General features: G+C 55.0%; 18 protein-coding genes and 1 tRNA gene. 7 read left to right on the top strand and 12 right to left on the bottom strand.

What is annotated here, in order from left to right:
- Positions 1 to 15: 15 nt before the first annotated feature.
- Positions 16 to 702 (top strand): S24 family peptidase, encoded by a 687-nt coding sequence (locus QK300_RS07590; RefSeq protein WP_281301101.1) that lies wholly within the window; start codon positions 16 to 18, stop codon positions 700 to 702.
- Between the two features lie 17 nt (positions 703 to 719).
- Here the strand turns inward: QK300_RS07590 and QK300_RS07585 are convergent, their stop codons facing one another.
- Both QK300_RS07585 and QK300_RS07580 read right to left on the bottom strand, forming a co-directional pair.
- Positions 720 to 1,724, bottom strand: a complete 1,005-nt coding sequence (locus tag QK300_RS07585) for a glycerophosphodiester phosphodiesterase family protein (protein ID WP_281301100.1) — start codon at positions 1,722 to 1,724, stop codon at positions 720 to 722.
- Between the two features lie 44 nt (positions 1,725 to 1,768).
- On the bottom strand, positions 1,769 to 3,004 hold the full coding sequence (locus QK300_RS07580; RefSeq protein WP_281301099.1) for an MFS transporter: 1,236 nt from the start codon (positions 3,002 to 3,004) through the stop codon (positions 1,769 to 1,771).
- A 283-nt stretch (positions 3,005 to 3,287) separates the two neighbouring features.
- Between QK300_RS07580 and QK300_RS07575 the strand changes: the two genes are divergently transcribed.
- Complete coding sequence (locus tag QK300_RS07575) at positions 3,288 to 5,489, top strand: DEAD/DEAH box helicase (protein ID WP_281301098.1); 2,202 nt, start codon at positions 3,288 to 3,290, stop codon at positions 5,487 to 5,489.
- A 427-nt stretch (positions 5,490 to 5,916) separates the two neighbouring features.
- Here the strand turns inward: QK300_RS07575 and QK300_RS07570 are convergent.
- The 9 genes from QK300_RS07570 to deoA all read right to left on the bottom strand — a co-directional run bounded on the left by QK300_RS07570 (position 5,917) and on the right by deoA (position 14,339).
- Positions 5,917 to 5,992, bottom strand: a tRNA-Lys gene (locus tag QK300_RS07570).
- Positions 5,993 to 6,126: 134 nt separating this feature from the next.
- Positions 6,127 to 6,777 carry a glutathione S-transferase family protein gene (locus QK300_RS07565; RefSeq protein ID WP_281301097.1) on the bottom strand — a complete coding sequence of 217 codons (651 nt, stop codon included), beginning with the start codon at positions 6,775 to 6,777 and terminating at the stop codon, positions 6,127 to 6,129.
- Positions 6,778 to 6,805: 28 nt separating this feature from the next.
- Positions 6,806 to 7,942, bottom strand: a complete 1,137-nt coding sequence (gene tgt, locus QK300_RS07560) for a tRNA guanosine(34) transglycosylase Tgt (RefSeq protein ID WP_281301096.1) — start codon at positions 7,940 to 7,942, stop codon at positions 6,806 to 6,808.
- Positions 7,939 to 8,976, bottom strand: a complete 1,038-nt coding sequence (gene queA / locus QK300_RS07555) for a tRNA preQ1(34) S-adenosylmethionine ribosyltransferase-isomerase QueA (protein ID WP_281301095.1) — start codon at positions 8,974 to 8,976, stop codon at positions 7,939 to 7,941. Before queA ends, tgt begins: the two co-directional genes overlap by 4 nt.
- 72 nt (positions 8,977 to 9,048) lie before the next feature.
- The gene (locus tag QK300_RS07550) at positions 9,049 to 9,756 is read right to left on the bottom strand and encodes a TetR family transcriptional regulator C-terminal domain-containing protein (RefSeq protein ID WP_281301094.1); all 708 of its coding nucleotides are present in this window, start codon (positions 9,754 to 9,756) and stop codon (positions 9,049 to 9,051) included.
- Positions 9,757 to 9,808: 52 nt separating this feature from the next.
- Positions 9,809 to 10,702 carry a ribokinase gene (locus QK300_RS07545; protein ID WP_281301093.1) on the bottom strand — a complete coding sequence of 298 codons (894 nt, stop codon included), beginning with the start codon at positions 10,700 to 10,702 and terminating at the stop codon, positions 9,809 to 9,811.
- Complete coding sequence (locus QK300_RS07540) at positions 10,695 to 11,654, bottom strand: nucleoside hydrolase (protein WP_281301092.1); 960 nt, start codon at positions 11,652 to 11,654, stop codon at positions 10,695 to 10,697. Before QK300_RS07540 ends, QK300_RS07545 begins: the two co-directional genes overlap by 8 nt.
- A gap of 9 nt (positions 11,655 to 11,663) precedes the next feature.
- Positions 11,664 to 12,893: a NupC/NupG family nucleoside CNT transporter gene (locus QK300_RS07535; RefSeq protein ID WP_281301091.1), complete on the bottom strand. Its 1,230-nt coding sequence runs from the start codon at positions 12,891 to 12,893 to the stop codon at positions 11,664 to 11,666.
- Between the two features lie 123 nt (positions 12,894 to 13,016).
- Positions 13,017 to 14,339, bottom strand: a complete 1,323-nt coding sequence (gene deoA, locus QK300_RS07530; RefSeq protein ID WP_281301090.1) for a thymidine phosphorylase — start codon at positions 14,337 to 14,339, stop codon at positions 13,017 to 13,019.
- 265 nt (positions 14,340 to 14,604) lie between these two features.
- Between deoA and QK300_RS07525 the strand changes: the two genes are divergently transcribed.
- The 3 genes from QK300_RS07525 (at position 14,605) to QK300_RS07515 (ending at position 19,392) form a co-directional block, all read left to right on the top strand.
- Complete coding sequence (locus QK300_RS07525; protein ID WP_281301089.1) at positions 14,605 to 15,867, top strand: TIGR03862 family flavoprotein; 1,263 nt, start codon at positions 14,605 to 14,607, stop codon at positions 15,865 to 15,867.
- Between the two features lie 196 nt (positions 15,868 to 16,063).
- Positions 16,064 to 17,833 carry a methyl-accepting chemotaxis protein gene (locus tag QK300_RS07520; protein ID WP_281301088.1) on the top strand — a complete coding sequence of 590 codons (1,770 nt, stop codon included), beginning with the start codon at positions 16,064 to 16,066 and terminating at the stop codon, positions 17,831 to 17,833.
- A gap of 209 nt (positions 17,834 to 18,042) precedes the next feature.
- Positions 18,043 to 19,392 (top strand): alginate export family protein, encoded by a 1,350-nt coding sequence (locus QK300_RS07515; protein WP_281301087.1) that lies wholly within the window; start codon positions 18,043 to 18,045, stop codon positions 19,390 to 19,392.
- Between the two features lie 24 nt (positions 19,393 to 19,416).
- On the opposite strand, the gene QK300_RS07510 is transcribed toward QK300_RS07515, so the two are convergent.
- A complete protein-coding gene (locus QK300_RS07510) occupies positions 19,417 to 20,583 on the bottom strand; it encodes an acyl-CoA dehydrogenase (RefSeq protein WP_348651851.1) in 1,167 nt (388 codons plus the stop codon).
- A 600-nt stretch (positions 20,584 to 21,183) separates the two neighbouring features.
- On the opposite strand from QK300_RS07510, the gene QK300_RS07505 reads away from it, so the two are divergent.
- Entirely contained in the window at positions 21,184 to 23,973 is a 2,790-nt protein-coding gene (locus tag QK300_RS07505) for a TonB-dependent receptor (protein ID WP_281301085.1), read from the top strand.
- Between the two features lie 98 nt (positions 23,974 to 24,071).
- Positions 24,072 to 24,730, top strand: a 659-nt coding sequence (locus QK300_RS07500) for a tryptophan 7-halogenase (protein WP_281301084.1), incomplete at its 3' end; no start/stop codon positions are given.

Genomic DNA, 24,730 nt, shown 5'->3' with positions numbered 1-24,730 from the left:
CTATAGGCTTCCTCCATGATAAATGATGATTATGAAGACCTCACCGCCCGACAAAGGCTGGATGCCCTGATCGCTCAGGCACCGGGGGAAAGCTATGCCTCGGTTTCGGCGCTGATCGGTCGCAATCATTCCTATATCCAGCAATATATCCGGCGCGCCCAGCCTCGGCGATTGCAGGAAGCCGATCGCCGCAAAATCGCCGATCATTTCAATGTTGCAGAATATGAATTGGGTGGCCCGCGCGAAGAACGCGATCACCCCCCCGGGTTTTTCGAGGCCGAGCCCTCAAATCTGATTTTTGTCCGCCGCTATGATGTGCGGGCCAGCGCCGGGCATGGGTCTTTGGTGGATCAGGAATTATCCAATGGCGAGGTGCCTTTTCAGGCCGATCATCTCAAAACCCTCACCCCAACCCCCCATGATCGCCTGTCGGTCCTGTCGGTGAAGGGGGATTCAATGTATCCCACCTTGGCCGATGGCGATGATATTCTGGTGGATCAGGATGAACGGCATCCCCATCGCGATGCCATTTATGTGCTGCGGCTTGAAGATGCGCTTCAGGTGAAGCGGGTTTCGGTCAATCCCATCACCGGGCGGCTGACCATCAAAAGCGATAATCCGCTTTATGAAAGCTGGCCCGATTGCGATCCCCGCCGCACCGATATTCTGGGTCGGGTGGTTTGGGTTGGGCGCAGGCTATAAACCATCTGCCTGCCCCTTCAGGGCTGAGTTTTTTCCAACCCCAATAAACCCCGCATCAAAACCCCTCGATTGGCAAAATCGGTGAAAAACCCATCCACCCCCAGCCCTAGAATCGCTTCATATTCCTGCGCCGGGCTTTCAAAAAGCGGCAAAAGCTGATCATCGCGCAGGGTCCATGGATGCACCAACAGCCCCAATTGATGGGCGCGCTGCACAAAGCCTGTATCCTTGCCATCAGCATCGATCAGCAAAGTCTTGGATGGCCCCACTCCATGGGCAAAGTCCGCCGCTTGGGCCAAAGAAACAGACGGTGTCAGGCTATCGGCTTCTGGGTCGATCTCGGATTTCGGGAACACCAGCATGATCCGGCGCAGGGTGCTTTGGTTTTTCAAATCGCGTAAAATGCCCGGCTCAAAGGATTGGATGAACACCGGCGCGCTTTCATCCACATAGCCGTGCCGTGTCAGGCTTTGCAAAAGGGGCGCAATGAAATCAAGGCCGATGGATTTGAAATGCTCCGGGTGCTTGGTTTCAGGATATACCCCGATCTGCTTGCCCCCTGCCGCTTCATGATCCGCCACAAGGGTGAGGATTTCATCAAAGGTGGGGATTTCAAACCGATCATCAAATGCCTTTGATCGCCCCGGAAAAGCCTGTCGCGCCCGCAAGGTCTTGATCTCGGCGAGGGTAAAATCCTCAACATACCAATCCGCGCGGCCATCAAGGGTTTTCCGCCGGTCGGCAAATTCGGGGTGATCGGCAATATCGGTGGAGCCAGAGAGATAATAATCATGGCGGGCGATCAAAACGCCATCTTTGGTCAAAACCAGATCCGGCTCGATGAAATCGGCCCCCATCTCCATCGCCAGCTTATAGCCTTCCAGCGTATGTTCAGGCAAATAGCCCGAAGCGCCGCGATGGGCGATGACGACCGGGCGTTCCCCCGATAAGGTGGGATAGGGCCAGGATAAAGCGGGCGATGCGCTCATCAGAAAAATCCCCATGACAATAAGCCTGAACATCAATCTCTCCTTATGCCCCGATCAGGAAACCGGGTGCAATCCAACTATGATCCCAACTCTATCCGATGTCTTTCACGATTGATCTGCCGTGCTTTTAAAACAGCGGGAACACTGATCAGTGCCCACACTGCGCATCCCAAAAACAACAGAGAAAAGCTTATCCCGAGATCGAGCAAAAACCCCATTAAAGCTGGCGACAATGAGGTGGAAAAAACCATCAGGCTGCTGGTCAGCGCCCGAATGGAGCCCAGATGCCCCAGGCCATAAAGCTCTGCCCACACAGCAGTGGCACAGGGATAAAACAGGCCCGTGGTCAAGCCGGCCATGGCCATGAAGATATAAATCACACTCATATGATCGGATAGGGCAATCACAAACAGCCCCAATCCATAAGGCAGCATGGCATAAACCAGCACATCAAAAGCACTGGTGCGATCCACTAATCTGCCCGCCAGCAGAATACCGAAAACGGTGGTGAGGGCATAAAGGCTGAAGGCCGCAGCAAAAAGCGGCAGACTCCAGCCTTTCGCCTCGATCAGCGGAATTTGCAGAAAGAAAACGCCGGTATTGATGAAAGGTGGGGCAATCATCGCCACCAAAAGCAGATAAAAAGCCCGATCCCGGATGGCTTCACCCCGTGTCCAGCTTGTGCCGAGATCGCTTTTCGCCACCGACTCATCGGGCTTTGCCCCAGCGCTTTTGCGGGTGCTGGCCAGCCAAACCAGCACCGGCAGATATAAAAACAAGAGAACAGCAATGCTGAGCCAGGTCATCTGCCAGCCAAAACTGGCCATGATCGCCACTGCCAGAATGGGAAAAACCGCCTCCCCCGCAGCATGGCCCATGGAGGCAAAGGAAATCGCTTTCCCCCGATTTTCAATGAAATCGCGCGCCATTGTGGTGGATGCGGCATGGCCCATCAACCCCTGTCCGCACAAACGGAACAAATAGATGATGACGAATAAAAACGCAACCGATTGAAAAGGCAGCAAGGCCAAAGCAAGGCTAGCCAGCGCCAGAACCGAAACGATGACAAAAAGATAAAGAGGCAGCGCAATACGATCGATCAAACCGCCAAAATACAGCACAGAAAAGCCGCTGAGCAGTGTTGCCATGGAATAAACCGTGCCAAAACCGGCTACCGACAAATCAAAGGCCTCGCGCAATTCACCACTGAACAATGCGATGAAATAGGTTTGCCCAAAAGACGCAAAAAGGGTGAGGCTGAAGCCCATCAGCAGGCGGCGGGGGTGATTTTTGATAAACCTCAGATATGTCATGGCAGGCAGGATATCCAATGGCGCAGGGCCGTGGTGATGATGCATTGCACCATGCCCCTCACAGACTTATTAGGCAAGACAGGCAAGACTGAAAAACCCACCTTTCAATGGATAAAGACAAGAAGATGACTTTCTGCTTTTCTCGCTGCCTCAAGGGGCGTATGTAAGGGCGCAAAGCGGCCCAATGCCGTCCTTCCGGCATGTGATCATGATGGTCGCCTGCGCTTGTCGTGTTTGATAAGCAGTTTGGGAAGGGTTTATCAATCTCTGAAAGCACGCCTTGATGACACTGAACGATATGATTGCCCCGGCGCTTTTGAGCGCGCTGGAAAAGCGAGGCTATACCGATCTCACGCCGGTTCAGGAACAGGTTCTGACCATTGCGCGCGATGGCCAGGATCTTCTGGTTTCGGCGCAAACGGGTTCGGGCAAAACCATTGCCTTTGGCCTCGCCATTGCCCCCACCTTATTGGGTGAGGCCGAACGCCTGCCCGCCATGGTTTTAGCGCCCATGGCCCTGATCGTGGCCCCCACGCGGGAATTGGCCCAGCAGGTTTCCCGCGAATTGGATTGGCTTTATGCCCCGGCGGGCGGCGTTACCTTGTCTTGCGTTGGCGGCATGGATATCCGCAGCGAACGGCGCGGGCTTGAGAAAGGCCCGCATATCATCGTGGGCACGCCGGGCCGCCTGCGCGATCATATCGAACGGGGCTCATTGGATCTCACCCAGATCCGGGCAGTGGTTCTGGATGAAGCCGATGAAATGCTTGATATGGGCTTTCGCGAGGACCTGGAATTTATTCTCGATGCCGCCCCGCGATCACGCCGCACCTTGATGTTTTCAGCCACTGTGCCAAAGCCCATTGCCGCGCTGGCCAAGCAATATCAGCGTGATGCCATCCGCATTTCCACGGCGGGCGAGAAAAAGCAGCATAGCGATATCAGCTATTTTGCCCATCCCGTGGCCCCCAATGACCGGGAAAATGCGATCATCAATCTTTTGCGTTATCATGATGCACCCAGCACTTTGATTTTCTGCTCCACGCGCGCCGAAGTCAGCCATTTATCGGCGCGGCTGGCCAATCGCGGCCTTTCGGTCGTCACCCTTTCGGGAGAATTGAGCCAAAGAGAGCGCAGCCATGCCCTGCAATCCATGCGCGATGGCCGGGCGCGGCTGTGCATCGCCACCGATGTGGCGGCGCGCGGTATCGATCTGCCCAGCCTTGATCTGGTGATCCATGCCGATCTTCCGAAGGCCGCCGATACCTTTCTCCATCGTTCGGGGCGCACCGGCCGCGCCGGACGCAAGGGTGCTTGTGCCCTGATCATTGCCTATAATCGACGCCGCGCCGCTGAACGATTGCTGATGTCGGCAAAGGTCGATGCCCAATGGGGTCCGCCGCCCTCGGCCAATGATATCATTGCCCGTGATCATGAACGGATGTTGCATGATCCGGCCCTTGCCGCTGCACCCGATGAAAGCGAAATGGATCTGGTCACCGAACTTCTGGAAATGCACGGGGCTGAAAAAGTGGCTGCGGCCTATCTGCGGATGCAAAAAGCCCGCTTTCCCGCGCCCGAAGAATTGCTTGAACAATCGCCCGAGCCCGAGCGCGCTGAAAGCCGGGCCAACCGGGGCAGCTTCAAGACCGGGGCATGGTTCCGGCTGAGCACCGGGCGCAAGGATAATGCGGACCCGCGCTGGATTCTGCCTTTGATCTGCCGCGCCGGTCATGTCACCAAAGGGGATGTGGGGGCGATCCGTATATTGGAACGGGATACGCGCTTTGAAATCTCGGCCGAAGCCGCCGATCGCTTCCGGGAAGCCATAGCCAAAGGGATCAGCGAAAAAGGTATCACGATCACCGAGATTGACGCCCCCAGCGACAGCGAACGCGGCGGAAAGCCGCGCGGGCCGCGCAATAATGCAAGATCAGAAGGGCGCGTTGCGGCAAGACCGGAAAGCCGCCCTGCGGCCAGATCAGAGGGCCGGGCTGCTGATCACCCTGCCCCACGCTTTCAAAAGCGGGCCGAAGATCGCCCAGAAAAATCTTCTGAAAAGTCTTCTGAAAAATCTTATGAAAAGCGGCCTGAAAAGCCCTACGAGAAGCGCTATGAGAAGCGGGCCGAGCCGAGATCCGACTATAGACCAGAGCGTCCGAAAGAAGACGCGCCCGCCCCGAAAGCGCCGCGCAAATCTCTCGGCTTATCGGGTGGGATGCCCAATCGCGCGACCGGCGATGGACCGGGCGAGCTCGCGACCAAACGGCCCTTCTCCAAATCCTTTGACAAGGATTTCGCCGCAACGGATGGCAGGCCCGGGCGCAAGATAGCAAGTAAAGGCCCCAAAAAGGCAGGCGAAAAAGCAGGCCAAAAGGCAGGCGGCAAACGACCGGCCGTTGCTGCGCGCAAGGCCGCCAGCAAAGGCTTCAAAAAAGCCCGTCCGGGGGGCAATGCCCCTTATAAAGGCCCGCAAAAAAGCTGATCGAAGAAAAGTTCTCCATGATCGGCAAGGGGCCTCATCATGCCTCTTGCCGATGCCATTTCGGCTTGATGCCCGCCGCTCGCATCTGCGTCCCACAGATTTTTTGGCATTGCATAAAGATCACGAAAACCTATATATCTGTGATCGTGTGATCCGTATGGGAGGAAACGCTCGCGGAGGGTTTCATTTTGCGGATCTGGCAAAGACGGTGTTCATCGTGAAATCAGCCGCGGCCGAAATGATATGTCTTACCCGAAGCTGATGGATCGCGACAGGATCAATCCTGCCCCCTTCCAATCCCTATCTCAATGAGCCTGCAACGGCGCATCACGGCCTTTCCAGCCCGGTGCAATGCAATCGGGCCAATAGGCTTGCCACAAGATCAGAGCCAGTCTGATTGGAAATTCTTTGGCTGGTTCATTCTTCTTGGTGAGCCCAACAGGATTCGAACCTGTGACCTACTGATTAAAAGTCAGTTGCTCTACCAGCTGAGCTATGGGCCCCCATGAAGCGGCGCAAATTGAAGGCTGCGCCCTGATGAAGTGCGGCGGACCATAAGTGGCGGAGCCGCCCCGGTCAAGCCTTTGACGCACCTTCATGAAAAAATGTCGCACAAAGATGCATTTGCCTGATTTTTTTACAGTTGATCGCTTTTATGAACCCAGATTTCTTGCACGGCATCCTTATGCCAAAGCTGGAAATCCGGCCAATCATGGATATGGTTGATATAGCTGGCCACCAATGGCTCCACCGTCACATCATAAGATCGCAGCCGGGTGGCCACCGGGGCGAAAAAAGCATCGGCAATGCTGAAATCGCCATAGAGAAAGGGCCCGCCCGATAAGGTGAGGGCATCGCGCCAAAGGGTGGAAATTCGGGCCACTTCCTTTTGCGCCTGATCGCTTAAAGCAACAGCTTTTGGCGGGCGCTTCAGGTTCATCGGCATTTCAGACCTGACAGCTGGAAAACCGGAATGCATTTCCGCCACCGCCGAGCGGGCATGGGCACGTAAGAATTCCGCCCGGGGCCACCAATGCCGGCCTTTGGGAAAGCGCTCGGCCAGATGATCGCAGATCGCCAAACTATCCCAGATCACCAGATCGCCATCCACCAGCAAAGGCACCCGCCCGGCACCGCCAAAGCGCGCCAGTTCATCCTTGAAATACTCGGTATCGAGAACGATCAGCTTTTCATCGAAATCAAGCCCATTCGCCTTCATCGCAAGCCAGGGACGCAAAGACCAGCTTGAATAGTTTTTATTGCCGATCACCAATGTCAGGTCAGCCATCACCCTCATCCCCTATCAAAGCAAATCATCATAATGGATCGATATCGCCCCGGCGATAATTTTCCAGAAAGTCTGCGGCAAAGGCGGCGCATCTTCCGGCCTCGATGGCATCGCGCAAAGCCTGCATCAAGGCTTGGTAGAAAGCAATATTATGCCAGGTGATCAGCATCGGGGCCAAAATTTCTTCACAGCGCACCAGATGATGCAGATAGGCGCGGGAATATTGGGCCGCCGGGCTTTGGATTGCGGGATCAAGGGGGCGCGGATCATCCTTGTGCCGGGCATTGCGCAGATTGATCGGCCCCCGCCATGTAAAGGCCTGCGCGGTGCGCCCCGAACGGGTGGGCATCACGCAATCAAACATATCGATGCCGCGCAGCACGGCCCCCACAATATCATCGGGTTTCCCCACCCCCATCAGATAGCGCGGCTTATTTTGGGGCAGCATATCGGTGCAAAAATCAAGGGTGGAAAACATCGCCTCCTGCCCCTCGCCCACGGCCAAGCCCCCCACGGCATAGCCATCAAAGCCGATATCAATGAGCGCTTTTGAGGATTGCGCCCGCAAATCTTCATAAATGCTGCCCTGCTGAATGCCAAAAAGCGCGGCATTCTGTGCCTGCGCATCATGGCCATCAAAAGCCGTGCGCGAACGCCGGGCCCAGCGCATGGAAAGCTCCATCGAATTTTGCGCCACCTCGTGGCTCGCCGGATAAGGGGTGCATTCATCAAAACACATCACGATATCCGAACCCAGATCGCGTTGAATTTCGATGGATCGTTCGGGGCTGAGCAGATGACGGCTGCCATCGATATGCGATTGAAAGGCGACCCCCTCCTCGCTGAGCTTGCGCAATTTCGCCAGCGACATCACCTGAAACCCCCCTGAGTCGGTGAGAATCGGGCGATCCCAGTTCATGAAGCGATGCAATCCGCCCAAAGCCGCGATCCGCTCGGCTCCGGGGCGCAGCATCAGATGATAGGTATTGCCCAAAATGATATCGGCGCCGGTGGCGCGCACATTTTCGGGCAGCATGGCCTTCACGGTGGCGGCCGTTCCCACCGGCATGAAGGCCGGGGTGCGGATTTCACCCCGCTGCATGTGGATGGTGCCCCGGCGCGCCTTGCCATCATGGGCGATGCGTTCAAAAGTAAAACGGGTCATTGAGGCGCATTCATTGTTTGGGGGAAAAGCAGGCAGGCATCGCCATAGGAATAAAAGCGATAGCCCGAACGGATGGCATGATCATAGGCGGCTTTCATGCGATCCAGCCCGCTGAAGGCCGAAACCAGCATGAACAAAGTTGATTTGGGCAGATGAAAATTGGTCAGCAAAACATCCACGGCACGAAAGCGATAGCCCGGGGTGATGAAAATATCCGTATCCGAACAATAGGGATGGATGATCCCCGCCCTATCCGCAGCGCTTTCCAATAGCCGCAAGGATGTGGTGCCCACCGCAATGATGCGCCCCCCGGCAGCCCGCGCCGCATTCAGCTTTTGCGCCGTTTCGGCGGTGATTTCGCCCCATTCGGAATGCATCTTGTGATCATCGCTATCCTCTACCTTTACCGGCAGAAAGGTACCCGCCCCCACATGAAGGGTGATGGTTTCCGCCAAAATCCCGCGTGCCTCCAGAGCGGCCAAAAGGCCGGGGGTGAAATGCAGCCCTGCCGTGGGGGCCGCCACCGCTCCCGCCTTGCGATTAAAAATCGTTTGATAATCATCCAGATCGCGGGCATCCACGGGGCGCTGCGCCGCAATATAGGGGGGCAAGGGCATCACCCCATGGCGTTCGAGCGCCGCATCCAGATCATCAACAGGAAAATGCAAGGTCACTTCCGCCCCATCACGGGCTTGCACCTCGGCGATCAGGCCATCGAAATCGATCTGATCGCCGATTTTGCATTTTTTGGCCGGGCGCGCAAAGGCGATCCAGCTTTGCTCATCCAACCGACGATGAAGGGTGACCTCGATTTTAGCTTCGCCTTTCCGCCCGAAAAGCCGCGCCGGGATCACCCTTGTATCATTGCTGACCAGCACATCACCGGGCCGCAGCAATTGATCAAGCTCAAAAACCCGATGATCAAAAAGGCCCGCATCATCCACCCGCAGCAAGCGCGCACTATCGCGCGGATTGGCAGGCCTCAGGGCGATCTGCTCTTTGGGCAGATTGAAATCGAACAATGAAATATCCATGGCACAGGCTTTTAATGCAGCAGGCAAAGGGGCTGCAATGCTTATTCGTCATCTGTTTAATAAGCGCTATGATCAATGCCCGGCAGGATCGGGCAAAATGCCGTGCAAAATGATCTGGCACAGGCTTTCCGACACATCGGCGAAATAATCCTTGGTCAAACGCGGCGTATCCATCACGGCTTTGATCTGGGGCTGGAAATCAGCATAATGCTGGGTCGCCGCCCAGATCAGAAACAGCAGATGATAGGGATCAATCGGGCGCAACCGCCCTTCATCGATCCAGCCCCGGATCACCGCAGTTTTGCGTTCCACCAGATTGCGCAGATCGCTTTCCAGATAATCCTGCAAAAAAGGCGCGCCCTGCAAAATCTCATTGGCAAAAACCCGCGATGACACCGGCGAGCGCCGCGACATTTCCACTTTCTCGCGGATATATCTGCTCAATTCCGCCGCAGGATCGCCTTCAGGGTCCAGATGGCTCAGGGGCGCGAGCCATGTTTCAAGGGTGCGGCGCAAAACAGCGATGTACAGATCAGGCTTACGTTTGAAATAATAATGCAGATTGGGCTTCGACATTTCGGCTTTTTCCGCCACTTTGTCGATTGTGGCCCCATGAAAGCCATAAGCCGCAAACACTTCTTGTGCTGCATCAAGAATACGCTTTTCATTCCGGGTCTGGATGCGGGTTTTTCGGCCATCATCCGTTTTCGGTTGGCCGATTTTATTGATCCGGGCGGCGTATTCCATATGGCATTTCGGGGCAAAGCCCCCCTTCCCCATAAAGCTGAGATCCTATCGTTTCTTGATCACGGCTATTTCTTATTCCCCCATATCATTGGAGATTGAACAGACTGTCAAGATCTGCGCGATAAGGCATAGCCGGTTGCGCCCCTTTGCGGGTGGTGGCAAAGGCCCCCACCCTACAGGCAAATTCCACTGCTTCCTGATAGCCTTTACCCTCTAAAAAGGCAATCACCAGTGCCGCGCAAAAGGCATCGCCCGCCCCCACGGTATCAATCGCCTCAACGGATGGCGGGGCCGCGCGTGCAAGGATCGTGCCATCCTGCATCAAAATCGCCCCTCGCGCCCCCAGGGTGATCGCCAAAATGCCGTGATAATCGCGCAGATTTTCCTCTAAAGCCTCGGCCTCGCTTTCATTGACGATCAAAAGATCGGTCCGCGACAAAATATCCGGCGGTACCGGCTTCACCGGCGCGGCATTGAGGCAAAATAGCCCCGAAGCCTTGGTTGAGGCTTGTCTGATCACCGCGATGGGCACTTCCAATTGGCATAAAAGCGCATCATGGGGCGGCAGATGGAGCGGATCGGCTTGAAAAGAATGATTGGCCCCCGATGCCACGGTGATCTGGTTTTCACCCTTTTCATCCACAATGATCAGGGCCACCCCGGTTTGGGCATTGGGCAAAGCAAGACATTGGCTGAGATCGACCCCATCGGCCTTTAAAAGCGCGAGGGCAGCATCGGCATCGGCATCCTGCCCGGTGCGGGCGCATAGCGAAACATCGGCCCCCAGCCGCTTGGCCGCCAAGGCCTGATTGGCCCCCTTGCCGCCGGGATAGCGGCTTAATGCAGCACCGGAAACCGTTTCCCCCGGGCGCGGCAAATGCGGGGCATGGGCCACGATATCAAGATTGACCGACCCTAAAACCACCAGCCGTTTTTGGCTCAAAGAGCCAACCCCTACCGAACCCCCATTTTCAGCCATGGCATCCATCCCTTGTGGCAAAAAACGCGATCTTGCGCGTTAAAAGGTCAAAAAAGCCTTCCACATCCACATCATAAAGCCAGTGCACCGATTTTGGTTTATCCGTGACATGCCAAAAATCCACAGCCGTATGGCCTAAAGTCAGGGGCGAGGCTGTTTCCACCGAAACATTGCACAATTTGCTTTGGAACAATTCAGGCTGCAAAAGCCACGCAATGGTGCAGGGATCATGGAGGGGGGCCCCCTCGGTGCCATATTTTTCCGTATCAAAGCGATTGAAGAAATTGAGCATATGATAAACCGCTTCGGGCACCGCGCCAGACATGGCGGCAATCCTTGCCAAACGATCGGGGCTCGCCAAAAGCTTATGGCTTACATCCAGCCCGGCCATCACCACGGGCCGCCCGCATCCCAGCACGATATGCGCGGCTTCGGGATCCACCAGAATATTGAACTCAGCCGAAGGGGAAAAATTGCCCCCTTCCCGCATGGCCCCACCCATCATCACGATCTGATGAATTTTCCCGATGATGGCGGGGGCCCGGGCTATGGCCATGGCGATATTGGTCAAAGGCCCGGTGGGCACCAGGGTGATGCTGTCATCTTCTGCCGCCAGCAGGGTTTCAACAATAAAATCAACGCCATGGCGCGTTTGCAAAGGGGTTTTCGGCTCAAAAACCGTGATGCCATCAATCCCCGTTTGCCCATGAACGATTTCCGCCGAAACCAGATCGCGCAGGATCGGGCGATCACAGCCCGCATAAACCCCGATGTCAAAACAACCCGCCAGATCACAGATCATCCGGCAATTCCGCTGGGTCAGCGCCAAGGGCACATTCCCCGCAACCGTGGTGATCCCCAGAATATCGAACACATCGCGTGAGGCCATCGCCATCAGAAGATTGACCGCATCATCCTGCCCGGGATCGCAATCGATGATCGTCTTCAGCATGAAAATCCCCTAGAATTGCAACAGCATACTGGCCATGGCCGCGCTCATCAGATTGGAAAGCGATCCCGCTGCCACCGCCCGCAGGCCATATTTGGCAATCAGATCGCGCTTTGACGGGATGAGGCTGCCCAAACCGCCGAGCAGAATGGCAATCGAGGAGACATTGGCAAATCCGCACAGAGAAAATGTGATCACCGCTTCGGTGCGGGGGCTGATCTCGCCCAGAATTTCACCCAGATGCAAAAAGGCAACGAATTCATTCAGGATCAGCTTTTCCCCAAAAAGCGCCCCGGCAATCTGCGCTTCGGACCAGGGGATAGACAGCAAATACATCACCGGCGCAAAAAGATAGCCAAGAATCTGTTCCAAGGTCAGGGATTCCAGCCCAAACCAGCCTCCCACCCAGCCCACAATGCCGTTGAACATGGCGATCAGCGCCACAAAGGCCAAAAGCATGGCGCCGATATTCACCGCCAGCTTCACCCCATCCTGCGCCCCCACGGCCGCTGCCAGAATCACATTGGCATGGGGTTTTTCCTCAGCTTCCGCGATGGGTTCGATTTCATGCGGTTCCTGCCCGTTTTTTTCATCATCGGGCATCAAAAGCTTGGCCATCAGCAAGCCGCCGGGGGCCGCCATGAAGCTGGCTGCCAACAGATAATCAAGCCTGATCCCCATCTGGGCATAGGCCGCCAGAACCGTGCCCGCAACCGATGCCAAACCCGACACCATCACCGTAAAAAGCTGTGCATCGGTAAGCTTGCCCAGATAAGGACGAATGACCAAAGGCGCTTCGGTTTGGCCCACAAACATATTCGCTGCGGCATTAAGGGATTCAACATTTTGCGTGCCGATCAGCTTATGCAGGATCGTGCCCAGAATCTTCACCACCCATTGCATGATATGAAGATGATAAAGCACCGACATCAATGCAGAAAAAAAGATGATGATCGGCAAAACATTGATCGCGAAGCTGAACAACCCTTCCTGTGTGGCCAAGCCGCCAAACACCATATTGATGCCGACATTGGAAAAATCGAGGATCGATTGCACCCCTGCCGAAAGCCCGCCGATCATCGCCTTTCCGGCCGGAAAATACAAAACGAAGGCCGCAATCGCCGCCTGCAGGGCAAAGGCGCTGAGAACGATTCGGGGCTTGATCGCCCGTCGATTGGTGGAGAGGGCGATAGCAATCGATAAAATGACCGCAATCCCGATCAGGCTCACAAAGTTCCCCAAAATCTCTCTCCCTTTATGTTGCCCTTTTGCTGCCGGGCGCGGCGGTCATGGCCTTCATGGCTTGTCATGGCCTGGTTCGGATGGCCGGAAAAACGCGTAGGTTACCGGCATTGCAACGAAGGCCTATGCCTTGGTCAATCGTTCATGGATCACCGGCCCCGCTTTTGGCGCAGCATCGGCGATCACACAAGCCCGGCGCAAGGCCAAAGCGGCTTTTTCCGCCGCGTCTTGATCAGCGGCATGAACCATGGCCAATGGCTGCGATCCATCCATCCTGCTGCCCACCGGGGCCACGGCCCCGAACCCTACGCTCAGATCGAGCCGATCCTCAACCGATCGGCGCCCCCCGCCCAATTCGATGATGGCATTGCCAATAGCGCGGGCATCCACCGCCGCCAGATAGCCTTGCCTTTCAGCATGAACCGGCAGCACCACCGGCGCTTTGGGCAGATAATGGGCATAGCGTTCCATGAAATCGGCCGGTCCGCCCAGGGCCGAGACCATCCGGCCAAAAATCTCTGCCGCCCGGCCCGATACCAGCGCTTGATTGGCCCGGGCCAAAGCATCCTCATGATCAGCGGTGATCCCGGACGCGATCAGCATTTCAGCGGCCAAAGCCATCACCACTTCATCCAAACGCGGCTCGCGCCGGCTATTCGTCAGATACAGCACCGTTTCTTCGATCTCCAAGGCATTGCCCGCACTATCGCCCAAAACCGCATTCATATCGGTGATCAGGGCATGGGTTTTCAGATCTGCCGCCAAGGCGGTGCCGATAATGCTTTTGGCCAAAGCCCGAGCTTCATCAATGCTTTGCATGAACGCCCCGGTGCCCACCTTTACATCCATGACCAACGAGCGATTGCCCGCCGCGATTTTCTTCGACAGGATCGAAGCTGTGATGAGGGGGATGGATTCCACCGTGCCGGTAACATCGCGAATCGCATAAAGCCGTCGGTCAGCCGGGGCCAGATCGCTGGTCTGGCCGATGATCGCGCAGCCCACCTCGCGGGTCACTTTACGGAAAATATCAAGACCCGGGGTGGGATCATAGCCGGGAATGCTGGAAATCTTATCCAATGTGCCCCCGGTATGGCCCAGCCCACGGCCGGAAATCATCGGCACATAGCAGCCGCAGGCAGCAACGATGGGGGCCAGCATGAAGCTCACCTTATCACCCACGCCGCCGGTGGAATGTTTATCCACCACGGGGCCATCCAGCCCTTCTTTTTGCCAATCGAGCATCCGCCCCGAATGGGCCATGGCCAGGGTCAGCGTCCCCGCCTCGTCAAACGTCATGGAGCGCAGAAAAATCGCCATCGCCAAAGCCGATGCCTGCTCCGATGGCAAGCTTCCATCAGCAAGACCGGATACGAACAGATCGATCTCAGCAGCCGAAAGCTCGCCGCCATCGCGCTTTTTACGGATAATATCCTTAAACAGCATTCTTGCCTCCTCCTCAGCACCAAAGGGTCTCATCTGTTTGCAAAAAAGCGCAGATGATCTTGTTATGTGACCAAACAAACCATATTTTTTATCAAATCGTCAAATTTTATATCAAAGTCTAAAAGCTGAAAGCAGCTTTACGCAAGCCCGCAGCAATTCACGGCCCAACAAAAGGCGCTTTGGCTCGCATCTGATCGGCTTGTTCGTTAAAGATGTGCCCTTGCAAAAGCCCCCTCTCATATTTTATCCCATCTGAAAGCCCCCCATGATCAATCCCCGAAAAGCCAATGACGCAAAAGATGCCGATCAGATCATCATCATCGGCGGCGGCCCGGCGGGGCTGATGGCCGCAGAAAGGCTGAGTGCGGCGGGCTGCGCCGTCACCCTTTATGAGCAGATGCCCACAGTGGGGCGCAAATTTCTGATGGCCGGTCGGGGTGGGCTTAATCTGACCCATAGCGAGCCGCTTGACGATTTCCTGCGCCATTATGGCCCGGCACGGCCCTTTATCGAGCCGATGATCCGCGCCTTTACCCCCGATGATCTGCGGGCCTGGGCCGATGATTTGGGGGCTGAAACCTTTATCGGCAGCAGCGGGCGGGTGTTTCCCAAGGCCATGAAGGCCTCACCGCTATTACGGGCGTGGTTGGTGCGGCTGTCGCAGCAGGGGGTGGCGATCAAAACCCGGCACCGCTGTTTGGGATGGGATGAAACGGGGGCTCTTTTAATCGAGGATTTAACCGCATCCACCCCTGCGGCCATCCATGCCCACAGGCCCCGGGCCACCCTTTTGGCGATGGGCGGGGCAAGCTGGCCAAGATTAGGATCGGATGGGGCCTGGGCCACATGGATAGAAAAGCAGCAGATCACGCTTAGCCCGCTTGGCCCTGCCAATTGCGGATTCGAACGGGATTGGAGCCCATTTTTTCGTGATAAATTTGCGGGCCATCCCTTAAAACCCTGCCTTTTCAGCATCGGGGATCACAGCATTAAGGGCGAAGCGATGATCACCGTACAGGGGCTTGAGGGCGGGGCCATCTATGGCTTGGGGCCCGCACTTCGACAGATGATCGCGGAAAAAGGCACCGCGCTTTTAAAACTCGATCTTTGCCCCGATCTGGAATTGGAAGACCTCTATCAGAAAATCCGCCGCACAAGGCGATCCAACAGCCTGTCGAATCGCCTGCGCAAGGCCGCCAGCCTTTCGCCCCAGGCTCTATCTTTGCTGCGGGAAAGCCCTGCATGGTCAGATACTTTTAAAAATGATCCCCATGCCCTTGCAACCTTCCTTAAAAACCTGACCTTGCCCCTTGATCGCCCGCGCCCCATCGATAAAGCTATTTCAACATATGGTGGCGTTCAATTTATGAATTTCAACGAAAATGGCTTTATCTCAGCCGCCCCCCAAGGGGTGATCTGCGCCGGTGAAATGCTGGATTGGGAGGCCCCAACGGGGGGCTATCTTTTGCAGGCCTGTTTTTCCAGCGCCCAGTGGGCCGCGAATAAGATATTGATAAATATTGAATAAAATATGATTAAATTAATAATTATACGTGGGCCATTCATTCCGGAAATACATTAAAAATCGTATTTTTAATAAATATTTCGTGATAGTGACAAACTTTTAGCTACTATAAATATTTTGTTAATTTTTTTTAGAATAAGATTGTGCATTCAATTCTAACGATAACTTTTCTTGTATAAACAATCAAGGGTTGTTTGCTGTGAGCGCAATACAAAAACTGTGGCAGGATCAGAAAATCGGCAATCGCATTGCCATCGGTTACGGAATTCTTTGTCTTTTGCTGATCATCACCGGCCTGCTTTCGATCTGGCAGTCGTTCATTCTGTCTGATCTGACCAGCCGCTTACACCGCCATCCTTATACCGTATCAAATGCAGTGCGGGATATTCGTGGCAATATTCTTGCCATTCATCGGGATATGAAAGATATCGCCCTGACTGATGATCAGGGCGCAGTCAATGCGGGCATTCTATCCATCGGGGCTTTCGAAAAAGAAGTGGAAGCGGAATTCAGGCTCGTGGAAGAGCGCTTTCTGGGGGATCAGGCCCTGATTCGTCAGGCTTATAAAAGCTTTCAGGATTGGCACCCTATTCGCAATGATATGATCGCCCTCATTGAAGCGGGCGATCGGGCGAGCGCCGCGGCCATCACATCCGAACGCGGAAAGCAACATGTCGACCTTTTATTCAAACAAATCGATGAACTGATTGCCTTTGCATCAGGAAAGGGTGATGAATTCATTATAGAAGCCAATAAAACCCGCATATTTGTCTTATGGGCTATAGGTATTATTTTGCTGATCTCGGTCATTCTCGCCGTCATCATCGCCATCATTGCCGGACGCAGTGTTACAAAACCCCTGGATCATCTGCGATTGGTCATGGAGGATCTGGCAGGCGGCAATCACAAACTGGACATCCCATTTCAGGATAAGCGCGATGAAATCGGCGCGATGGCGTGCACGGTCGATGTTTTCCGCCAGAATGCCATTGCAAAAGAAGCCGCCGAAGAGAAAGCTCGCAAGGCTGCCGAAGATGTCCGCACCCAAGAAGAAGAAGCGCGCAGGCTGGAAAAAATCAATCAGGAAAAAGAGCGGGAAGAAGCGCGCGCCAGCGCCCAACGCGCCAGGGCCTTGGATGAACTGGTGCAGCGCTTTGAAAAGCAGGCAACGGAAATTACCAGCGCCTTGTCTTCGGCCTCACTTGAGCTCTCATCCGCCGCAGAAAGCCTTGATAATGTGGCCGATAGCACAGCCCGGCAATCGGGTGTGGTGCGCGAGGCGGGCGAGGAAGCATCGCGCAATGTGACCACCGCCGCCGGAGCCGCCGAAGAACTGACCGCAGCCATATCCGAGATCAGCCGTCAGGTGGCGGGTGCGCATTCCATCACCAGAGAAGCCGTGAAAGAAGTGAATTCCAGCGCCAAAAATGTTGAAGCTCTGGCCTCATCGGCATCGCGTGTGGGCGAGGTGGTTCGGCTGATTAATGATATTGCCGAACAAACCAATCTTCTGGCGCTCAATGCTACCATCGAGGCCGCCCGCGCTGGTGAAGCGGGTAAGGGTTTTGCCGTTGTGGCCAGTGAGGTGAAATCCCTCGCCTCGCAAACCCGTAAGGCGATCGAGGAAATCGGCGGCCTTGTCGGCGAAATTCAAAATGCCGGGTCCGAAGCCGCTACAACCATGGGCCGCATGAATGAGGCCATTTCCAAGGTGAGCGAAGCCAATGCCACCATTGCCTCGGCTGTAGAACAGCAAAATGGGGCGACTATTGAAATTGCTCAGAATATGCAACAGGCCTCCGAAGGCACGGTGCGGGTCGCCGAGGAAATCTCAGGCGTTGCCGAAGGCGCCGCCGAAACCGGCTCTGCGTCTACCCAGATGAAGGCTTCGGCGAAATCCCTGTCGGAAATGACCGAGACCCTGAAGCAGGAAATCGATAGTTTCATCAGTGGGGTGAAATCTGCGTGATTAAAATGCAGAACGCCAAGCAAAGGCATCTTGGGCCATGTTATCGGCGCAAGGTGCCTTCTTGCGTCTCTCATCTTTCGGCCTTGGCGCTCGCCCTTGGCCTGCTCGGCCCGGTTTCTTCCTCTGCCCAGTCTTCCCCTGTCCAGTCTTCCCCTGTCCAGACTTCCAATGATTCCAACCATGAAGCGCAGTGCGCGCCTGCAAAAGGGGTGAACCAGGCCTATAAAGGGGTTTTTTACAGCAATGATTTCAGCTATTTAAATGCCCCCTGCCTTGCCCCGGACGATAGCCGTGGATTGGTTGAAAAAACAACCGACCGATTAAAGCTGATCCCGCTTTCCCGCCATGTCTCCCTTTCTTTGGGCGGGGAAATGCGCTTGCGCTTTCAAAGTGAAGATGAAATGGGCGGCTCTCGCCTTGCGGGTCTTGATGACAGCTTCACCCTCACCCGCGTGCGGGCCTATGCCGATATCCGCATCAGCGATTATTTTCGCGGCTTTGTCGAGGTGATCGATGCCCGCAAATCAGGGGGCAGCCTGCCACCGCGATCCATCGAGGTGGTGCGCGGCGATGTTTTAAACGGCTTTGCCGAATTTGGCGCACCCATTGCCTCGGGCCGGGCTTATCTCCGAGCCGGGCGGCAGGAATTGTTGTTTGGGGCGCAAAGATTGATCTCTCCCCTTGATTGGGGCAATACCCGGCGCAGCTTTGATGGCGTGCGGGCAAGCTATGAAACCAATGAGTTCAATATCCATGGCTGGTTCACCAATCCCCGCGTCATCAGCGATCGATCCAGCCAGCGCGATAGCAGAACCGATTTTTCCGGGGTTTATGCACAATGGACCGGACTTGGCAAAATTCTGGGGCAAAGTGGGCAAGTCCTTGAAGTCTATCTGCTCAATCTGGATGAGGATGCGCTTTTGTCAGCCGATAGCGCCTTTTGGACCATCGGCGGGCGGTTGGCCGGCGGTCGCACTATTGTGCGCTGGGAACTGGAAGCCGCTCATCAAACCGGCGATCAGGGAGCAGATAAGATTTCAGCATGGATGCTGACTGCGGGCGCAGGCCTTGATCTGGCCAACATCCTGCCAGGCGCCCCCAGCCTGTGGCTTTATTATGATCGGGCAAGTGGCGATGGCGATGATAATGATGGGAAAAACGGCACGTTCAATCAGCTTTTCCCACTGGCCCACGCTTATCTGGGGGTGATGGATCTGGTGGCGCGGCAAAATATCGAAGCCTATTCCGCCAGATTGGCCATCAAGCCCCATCGGCTCATCACCGCATCCCTCGCCTTTCATGATTTCAATCTCGCCGATGCCACAGATGCCCTTTTTAATGCCGGGGGTGGTGCTATCCGCCGGGATGCCACAGGCGCTGCGGGATCGGATGTGGGCAATGAGCTGGATGCCGTGATCAGCTATTCTCCATCCCGCTGGTATAGCCTGCAACTGGGCTATGCCCGTTTCTGGGCCGGGCGCTTCATCCGTGAAACCAATGGAACAGGTATCAGCGGTGATGCCGATTTCTTTTTCCTGCAATCCACCATCAAATTCTGATGATTGCATCCCCCTCCCCGGGTTTCAGGAAAAAGCCTGAAGCCCGGTGATGGCGCGGCCCAAAATCAGCGCATGAATATCATGGGTACCTTCATAGGTATTGACGGTTTCCAAATTCACCATATGGCGGATCACATGATATTCATCGGAAATACCATTACCGCCATGAATATCGCGCGCCATGCGGGCAATATCCAAAGCCTTGCCACAGCTATTGCGTTTGAGCAGGGAAATGGCTTCGGGTGAAAGCTGGCCCTGATCCTTTAATCGCCCGGCCTGCACACAACAAACCAGCCCCAGTGTGATTTCGGTGAGCATATCGGCCAGTTTTTTCTGAACGAGCTGCGTGGCGGCCAGCGGTTTCTTGAAAATCTGGCGATCCAAAGCATAGCTGCGTGCCGCATGAAAACAAAATTCTGCCGCCCCCAAAGCCCCCCAGGCAATGCCATAGCGGGCATTATTCAGGCACCCGAAAGGTCCGGCAAGGCCGCTGATATGGGGCAACAGATTGGCTTCGGGCACAAAAACATCCTCCATCACCACTTCGCCGGTGACCGAGGCGCGCAGACTCATCTTACCCTCGATTTTGGGGGTGGAAAGCCCCTTCATGCCGCGCTCCAGCACAAAGCCCTTGATACGCTCTTCATGGGCATCGCTTTTCGCCCAGATGATACAGATATCCGCAATCGGTGAATTGGTGATCCACATTTTGGCACCATTGAGCCGATAGCCCCCCGCCACCGCCTTTGCCGTGCTTTTCATCGACGAAGGATCAGAGCCCGCATCCGGTTCAGTGAGGCCAAAACAACCGATCAATTCACCGCTGGCAAGGCCGGGCAGCCATTTTTCGCGCTGTTCCTCGGTGCCATAAGCCCAGATGGGATACATCACCAAAGACGATTGCACACTCATCGCCGAACGATAGCCGGAATCCACATGCTCGATTTCACGGGCGATCAAACCATAAGACACAGCCGAAACCCCGGCGCAGCCATAGCCGGTGATCGTTGATCCCAAAAGCCCCGCAGCCCCCATTTCACGCATGATTGCTTGATCAAATGTTTCATCCCGATTGGCTTTCAGAATCCGGGGCATCAGTGCCGATTGAGCAAATTGCCGGGCGGATTGGCGCACCATCCGTTCTTCTTCGCTCAAAAGCCCATCGATCAACAAAGGATCGAGCCAATCCATGACAGGCCAGCGCGTGGGCCCGGGCTTTTGATGATCGGCCTTTTCATGGGCATTTTCATAAGATGGATGGGGATGATCAGACATGGAGATAACATTTCCTAGAAGAGATCAGACGCAACAGGCCTTTCATGTGTCATGCTCTGCCATCCCATCATTTAAGGCAAGAGGCTTTCCCCGACTGGAAGCGTTCAGAGCTTATCGGCGATGCAATATTTTTTGCAAAAACTCTGAGGATACGCATGGATAGTCTCTAAATTTATTAGATTCGGGTCATTCAGATCACAAACATAACCCAAAAACATCATTATTGCCTTCAGGCTTTGCAAAAATATATGGTTTAAATTGATATATAAGCGCTTATTTATCAATGATATTATCGCATAGCAGCTAAAAAATCCGGGGTTATCTCTCAGAGAGTTACAAAAACATTTGCAAAAAATGATTTTTTTGCGCATCCTTATAAAGTGAATTGCAAATAAACCTTCACAGGGAAGATGACGCATTCGCCCAAAACCAAGAGCCTAAAGGCCATCGGACTTTGCTGTAGGTGCAAGAGACCAGCGCAAAATGCCTGCAAAAATGCAGAAAAAGGGGAGGAATATGACGACATTCAAACGCATCAGGATGCTGTGTGGCACATCATCGGCCATGGCATTGGCTTTGGCCATCAACCCTGTTTTTGCTCAGCAGGTCGATCCCGACGATCATGAAGACGAAACGGCCCTTGAAGAAATCGTTGTCCAGGGCTTTCGCAGCAGCATTGAAAATTCCATCGCCGCCAAGCGCGGCAACAGTTCGATCGTCGAGGCCATTTCGGCAGAAGACATCGGCAAATTGCCCGATGTCTCGATTGCTGAATCCCTTGCCCGCCTTCCCGGATTGACCACACAGCGGGTAGATGGCCGTGGGCAGGTTTTATCGATTCGTGGCTTGGGCCCGGATTTTTCGACCGCTCTGCTCAATGGGCGCGAACAGGTTTCAACAAGCGATAATCGCGGGGTTGAATTTGATCAATATCCGGCAGAGCTTTTATCTGCCGCCGTGGTTTACAAAACCCCCGATGCTACCCTCATCGGACAAGGGCTGACCGGCACCGTTGATCTGCGCACCATCCGCCCCCTTGATATCAAAGAGCGGATTTTATCGGTCAATGGCTTTTATGAATTCAACGAGAATTCATCGCTCAATCCCGATCAGCCGCGCGCGGGCTTTCGCGCCTCGGCAATTTATGCGGATAAATTTCTTGATAACACTTTGGGCTTTTCCCTTGGGATCGCCCATCAATCCACCCCCACCCAAAGCGAACGTTTCAACGCATGGGGCTTCCCCACTGTTGAGGGCGATCTCGATGTGAATGGTACAACGCCCTTTGTTATTGGTGGGGCAAAACCTTTTGCCCAATCCAATGATCTCAATCGCTTTGGGGTCATTGGCACCATTCAATATCAGCCATCCGACAGCTTTAGCACCTCGCTCGATTTCAATTATTCCCATTTTGATGAAACCCAATCCCTGCGCGGCATCGAATTGCCGCTTTTCTGGTCGGCAGCTCAGCTTCAGCCCGGCTTCACCGAGGTTGATGGCCTGATCACCGAAGGTGTGTTTACCGATGTGAAAGGGGTGATGCGCAATGATCGCAATGATCGCAATGCCGATCTTTTTGGCGCAGGTTGGAATGTGCGGGCCAAGGTCACCGATCATTGGAGCGTGGAATCCGATATCAGCTATTCCCGCGCCGACAGGAAAGACAGCCTGATTGAAACGATCACCGGCACGGGCCCTGCGGGCGAAGGCATCACCGATACTTTGGGCTTTCGTATTCAGGATAATGGCGTCGTTAGATTCGACTCATCCATCGATTATAGCGATCCCAGCCTTTTCTTTCTCACCGATCCCCAAGGCTGGGGAGCCGGGGCCCAACCCAATCCCCTGACGCAGGCAGGCTTCATCAACGCCCCCAAGACCGAGGACGAACTGACCCATCTGCGCTTCAGCGCCGAACGCGCCGGTTATATTGGCCCGATCAGCGCCATCACCTTTGGTGTCGATCTCAGCCGCCGCGATAAAGAACGCGCCATCAGCCAGACATTCCTTGTGCCTGCGGGCGGTGCAACCGCCCTGCCGGTGCCGCAAGAGGCGATCCTCGATAAAAGCACCTCCCTCGAATTCATCGGCATCGATGGGCATTTAAGCCTTGATCCGCTGTTTCTCATCGACAATGGCTTTTTAGAGCGCGTGCCCACCAGCCTATCGTCGTTTGATGTGCCGCAGGATTGGAAGGTGCGCGAAGATGTGGCGATTGCCTATGTCAAATTCGATGTCGAAACAGACATCCTCTCCATCCCGGTGACCGGGAATTTCGGTACGCAGATTGTTTTCACCGATCAGGAATCGACCGGATCGCGCATCGAATCCGTGGATCTGGGCTCCGGTGTCAGCGAACCCATGCTGGTCCCCACTCAGGAAGGCGACAAATATACCCGCTTTTTGCCCAGCATGAATTTAAGCTTCGACCTTGGCCATGAAACGGTGATGCGCTTTGGCGCCGCCCGCACATTGGCGCGCTCGCGGATGGATCAGTTGAATTCCAGCCTATCCCTCAGCACCAATGATACGCAATTGCGGTCCACCGATCCCAATCAGGCCTTTTTCAGCGCATCGGGCGGCAATGCGGAATTAAAACCCTTCATTGCCAATTCGGTTGATCTGTCCTTTGAAAAATATTTCTCGCAGGCTGGCTATGTGGCCCTAGCCTTTTTCTATAAGGATCTGCAGGATTTCGTGAATCCCAATGATGCCTTTCTGTTTGATTTTACCGATTTCGTCGATAGCACCCTTTCGCCTGAACAAGTGGCCGAGCTTGGGACCACATTGGGGACCATTTCCGGGCCAACCAATAATGGCCGTGGCAATATCGGCGGGGTGGAATTCACGCTGTCCCTGCCCCTTGATTTCATCAGCATGGCGCTGGATGGCTTTGGCGTGATCAGCAGTGCATCATGGACCGATAGCCGGGTCATATTGGGCGATAATCCCGATCCCATTTCTGTTCCCGGGCTTTCAAAATGGGTCGTGAATTCAACCGCCTATTATGAAAAATACGGCTTCAGCGCCCGCATCAGTCATCGCTATCGCGGCTCGTTTCTGGGCGAGGTCTCGGGGATCAGTGCCACCCGCATTTTGCGATCATCGAAAAGCGAGTCCATTTTCGATGCCCAGATTGGCTATGCCTTTGAAACCGGCCCCCTTGAAGGCCTGAATGTCACATTCCAGGCCCGCAATCTTACGGATGAACCGTTCGTGACCTTTGAAGGCGATGATGGTCGCCGGGTGATCGATCAGCAGAAATTTGGCCGCACCTATCTGGTTGGGTTATCCTATAAATTCTGACGGTCGGGTTTATACTATAAGGGTGATGTGAGGGGAGCGGCTGCCAACACGCGGTTGCCCCCCTCCTTTGCTGCCCAGCTAATCGGAGCCAAGCCTTTATGAACAGCAGTGATAGGCCCGCCCATCAGCCGCTTCATCATCCGGGCACGGATCGGGCTATCCGCACCATCGCCATTATCGGAGGGGGGACGGCAGGATGGATCGCGGCAGCGGTGCTCGCCAAAGCTTTGGGCCAACAGATCCGCATCAGGCTCATCGAATCCGATGCCATCGGCATCATTGGCGTGGGTGAGGCCACCATCCCCCAGATCCGCAATCTCAATCACTATCTGGGGCTCGATGAGCATGAGATGATCCGCCAAACCAAGGGCAGCTTTAAATTGGGGATCGAATTCAGCGATTGGGGCCGGATCGGTGATCGCTATATGCATGCCTTTGGCGATATCGGCCAAGCCTTGGGCCTGTCGCCTTTTCATCATTATTGGCTGCGGGCAGCCCAATCCGGCCACCCGCACAGCTTATGGGCGTATTCCCTGAACCAGCAGGCCGCCATCCAAAACCGCTTTGGCCCCTTGGAAAGGCTCGGCGATAGTCGGCTCACCGGCCTTCGCTATGCTTTTCATTTTGATGCGGGGCTTTATGCGGCGATGCTGCGGGGCTATAGCGAGGCGCGGGGGGTTGAGCGCCTTGAAGGCCGTGTGGTGGATGTGAAGCTGCGTGGGGAGGATGGCTTCATTCAATCGGTTTCATTGGAAAA

This window comes from Iodidimonas sp. MBR-22, assembly GCF_029946565.1.
Lineage (GTDB): Bacteria > Pseudomonadota > Alphaproteobacteria > Sphingomonadales > Rhodothalassiaceae > Iodidimonas > Iodidimonas nitroreducens.
Note: the sequence above shows the minus strand (reverse complement) of the source record. Positions and strands in the feature narration are given on the sequence as shown.

Bases quoted from the DNA above. Each gene is read 5' to 3' on its own strand.
- QK300_RS07545 (WP_281301093.1), bottom strand. From the start codon at position 10,702: ATGGCTGAAAATGGGGGTTCGGTAGGGGTTGGCTCTTTGAGCCAAAAA.
- QK300_RS07510 (WP_348651851.1), bottom strand. From the start codon at position 20,583: ATGGATTGGCTCGATCCTTTGTTGATCGATGGGCTTTTGAGCGAAGAA.
- QK300_RS07580 (WP_281301099.1), bottom strand. From the start codon at position 3,004: ATGACATATCTGAGGTTTATCAAAAATCACCCCCGCCGCCTGCTGATG.
- QK300_RS07585 (WP_281301100.1), bottom strand. From the start codon at position 1,724: ATGTTCAGGCTTATTGTCATGGGGATTTTTCTGATGAGCGCATCGCCC.
- QK300_RS07575 (WP_281301098.1), top strand. From the start codon at position 3,288: ATGACACTGAACGATATGATTGCCCCGGCGCTTTTGAGCGCGCTGGAA.
- queA (WP_281301095.1), bottom strand. From the start codon at position 8,976: ATGGATATTTCATTGTTCGATTTCAATCTGCCCAAAGAGCAGATCGCC.
- QK300_RS07505 (WP_281301085.1), top strand. From the start codon at position 21,184: ATGACGACATTCAAACGCATCAGGATGCTGTGTGGCACATCATCGGCC.
- QK300_RS07565 (WP_281301097.1), bottom strand. From the start codon at position 6,777: ATGGCTGACCTGACATTGGTGATCGGCAATAAAAACTATTCAAGCTGG.
- QK300_RS07525 (WP_281301089.1), top strand. From the start codon at position 14,605: ATGATCAATCCCCGAAAAGCCAATGACGCAAAAGATGCCGATCAGATC.
- QK300_RS07550 (WP_281301094.1), bottom strand. From the start codon at position 9,756: ATGGGGAAGGGGGGCTTTGCCCCGAAATGCCATATGGAATACGCCGCC.
- QK300_RS07590 (WP_281301101.1), top strand. From the start codon at position 16: ATGATAAATGATGATTATGAAGACCTCACCGCCCGACAAAGGCTGGAT.
- deoA (WP_281301090.1), bottom strand. From the start codon at position 14,339: ATGCTGTTTAAGGATATTATCCGTAAAAAGCGCGATGGCGGCGAGCTT.
- tgt (WP_281301096.1), bottom strand. From the start codon at position 7,942: ATGACCCGTTTTACTTTTGAACGCATCGCCCATGATGGCAAGGCGCGC.
- QK300_RS07540 (WP_281301092.1), bottom strand. From the start codon at position 11,654: ATGCTGAAGACGATCATCGATTGCGATCCCGGGCAGGATGATGCGGTC.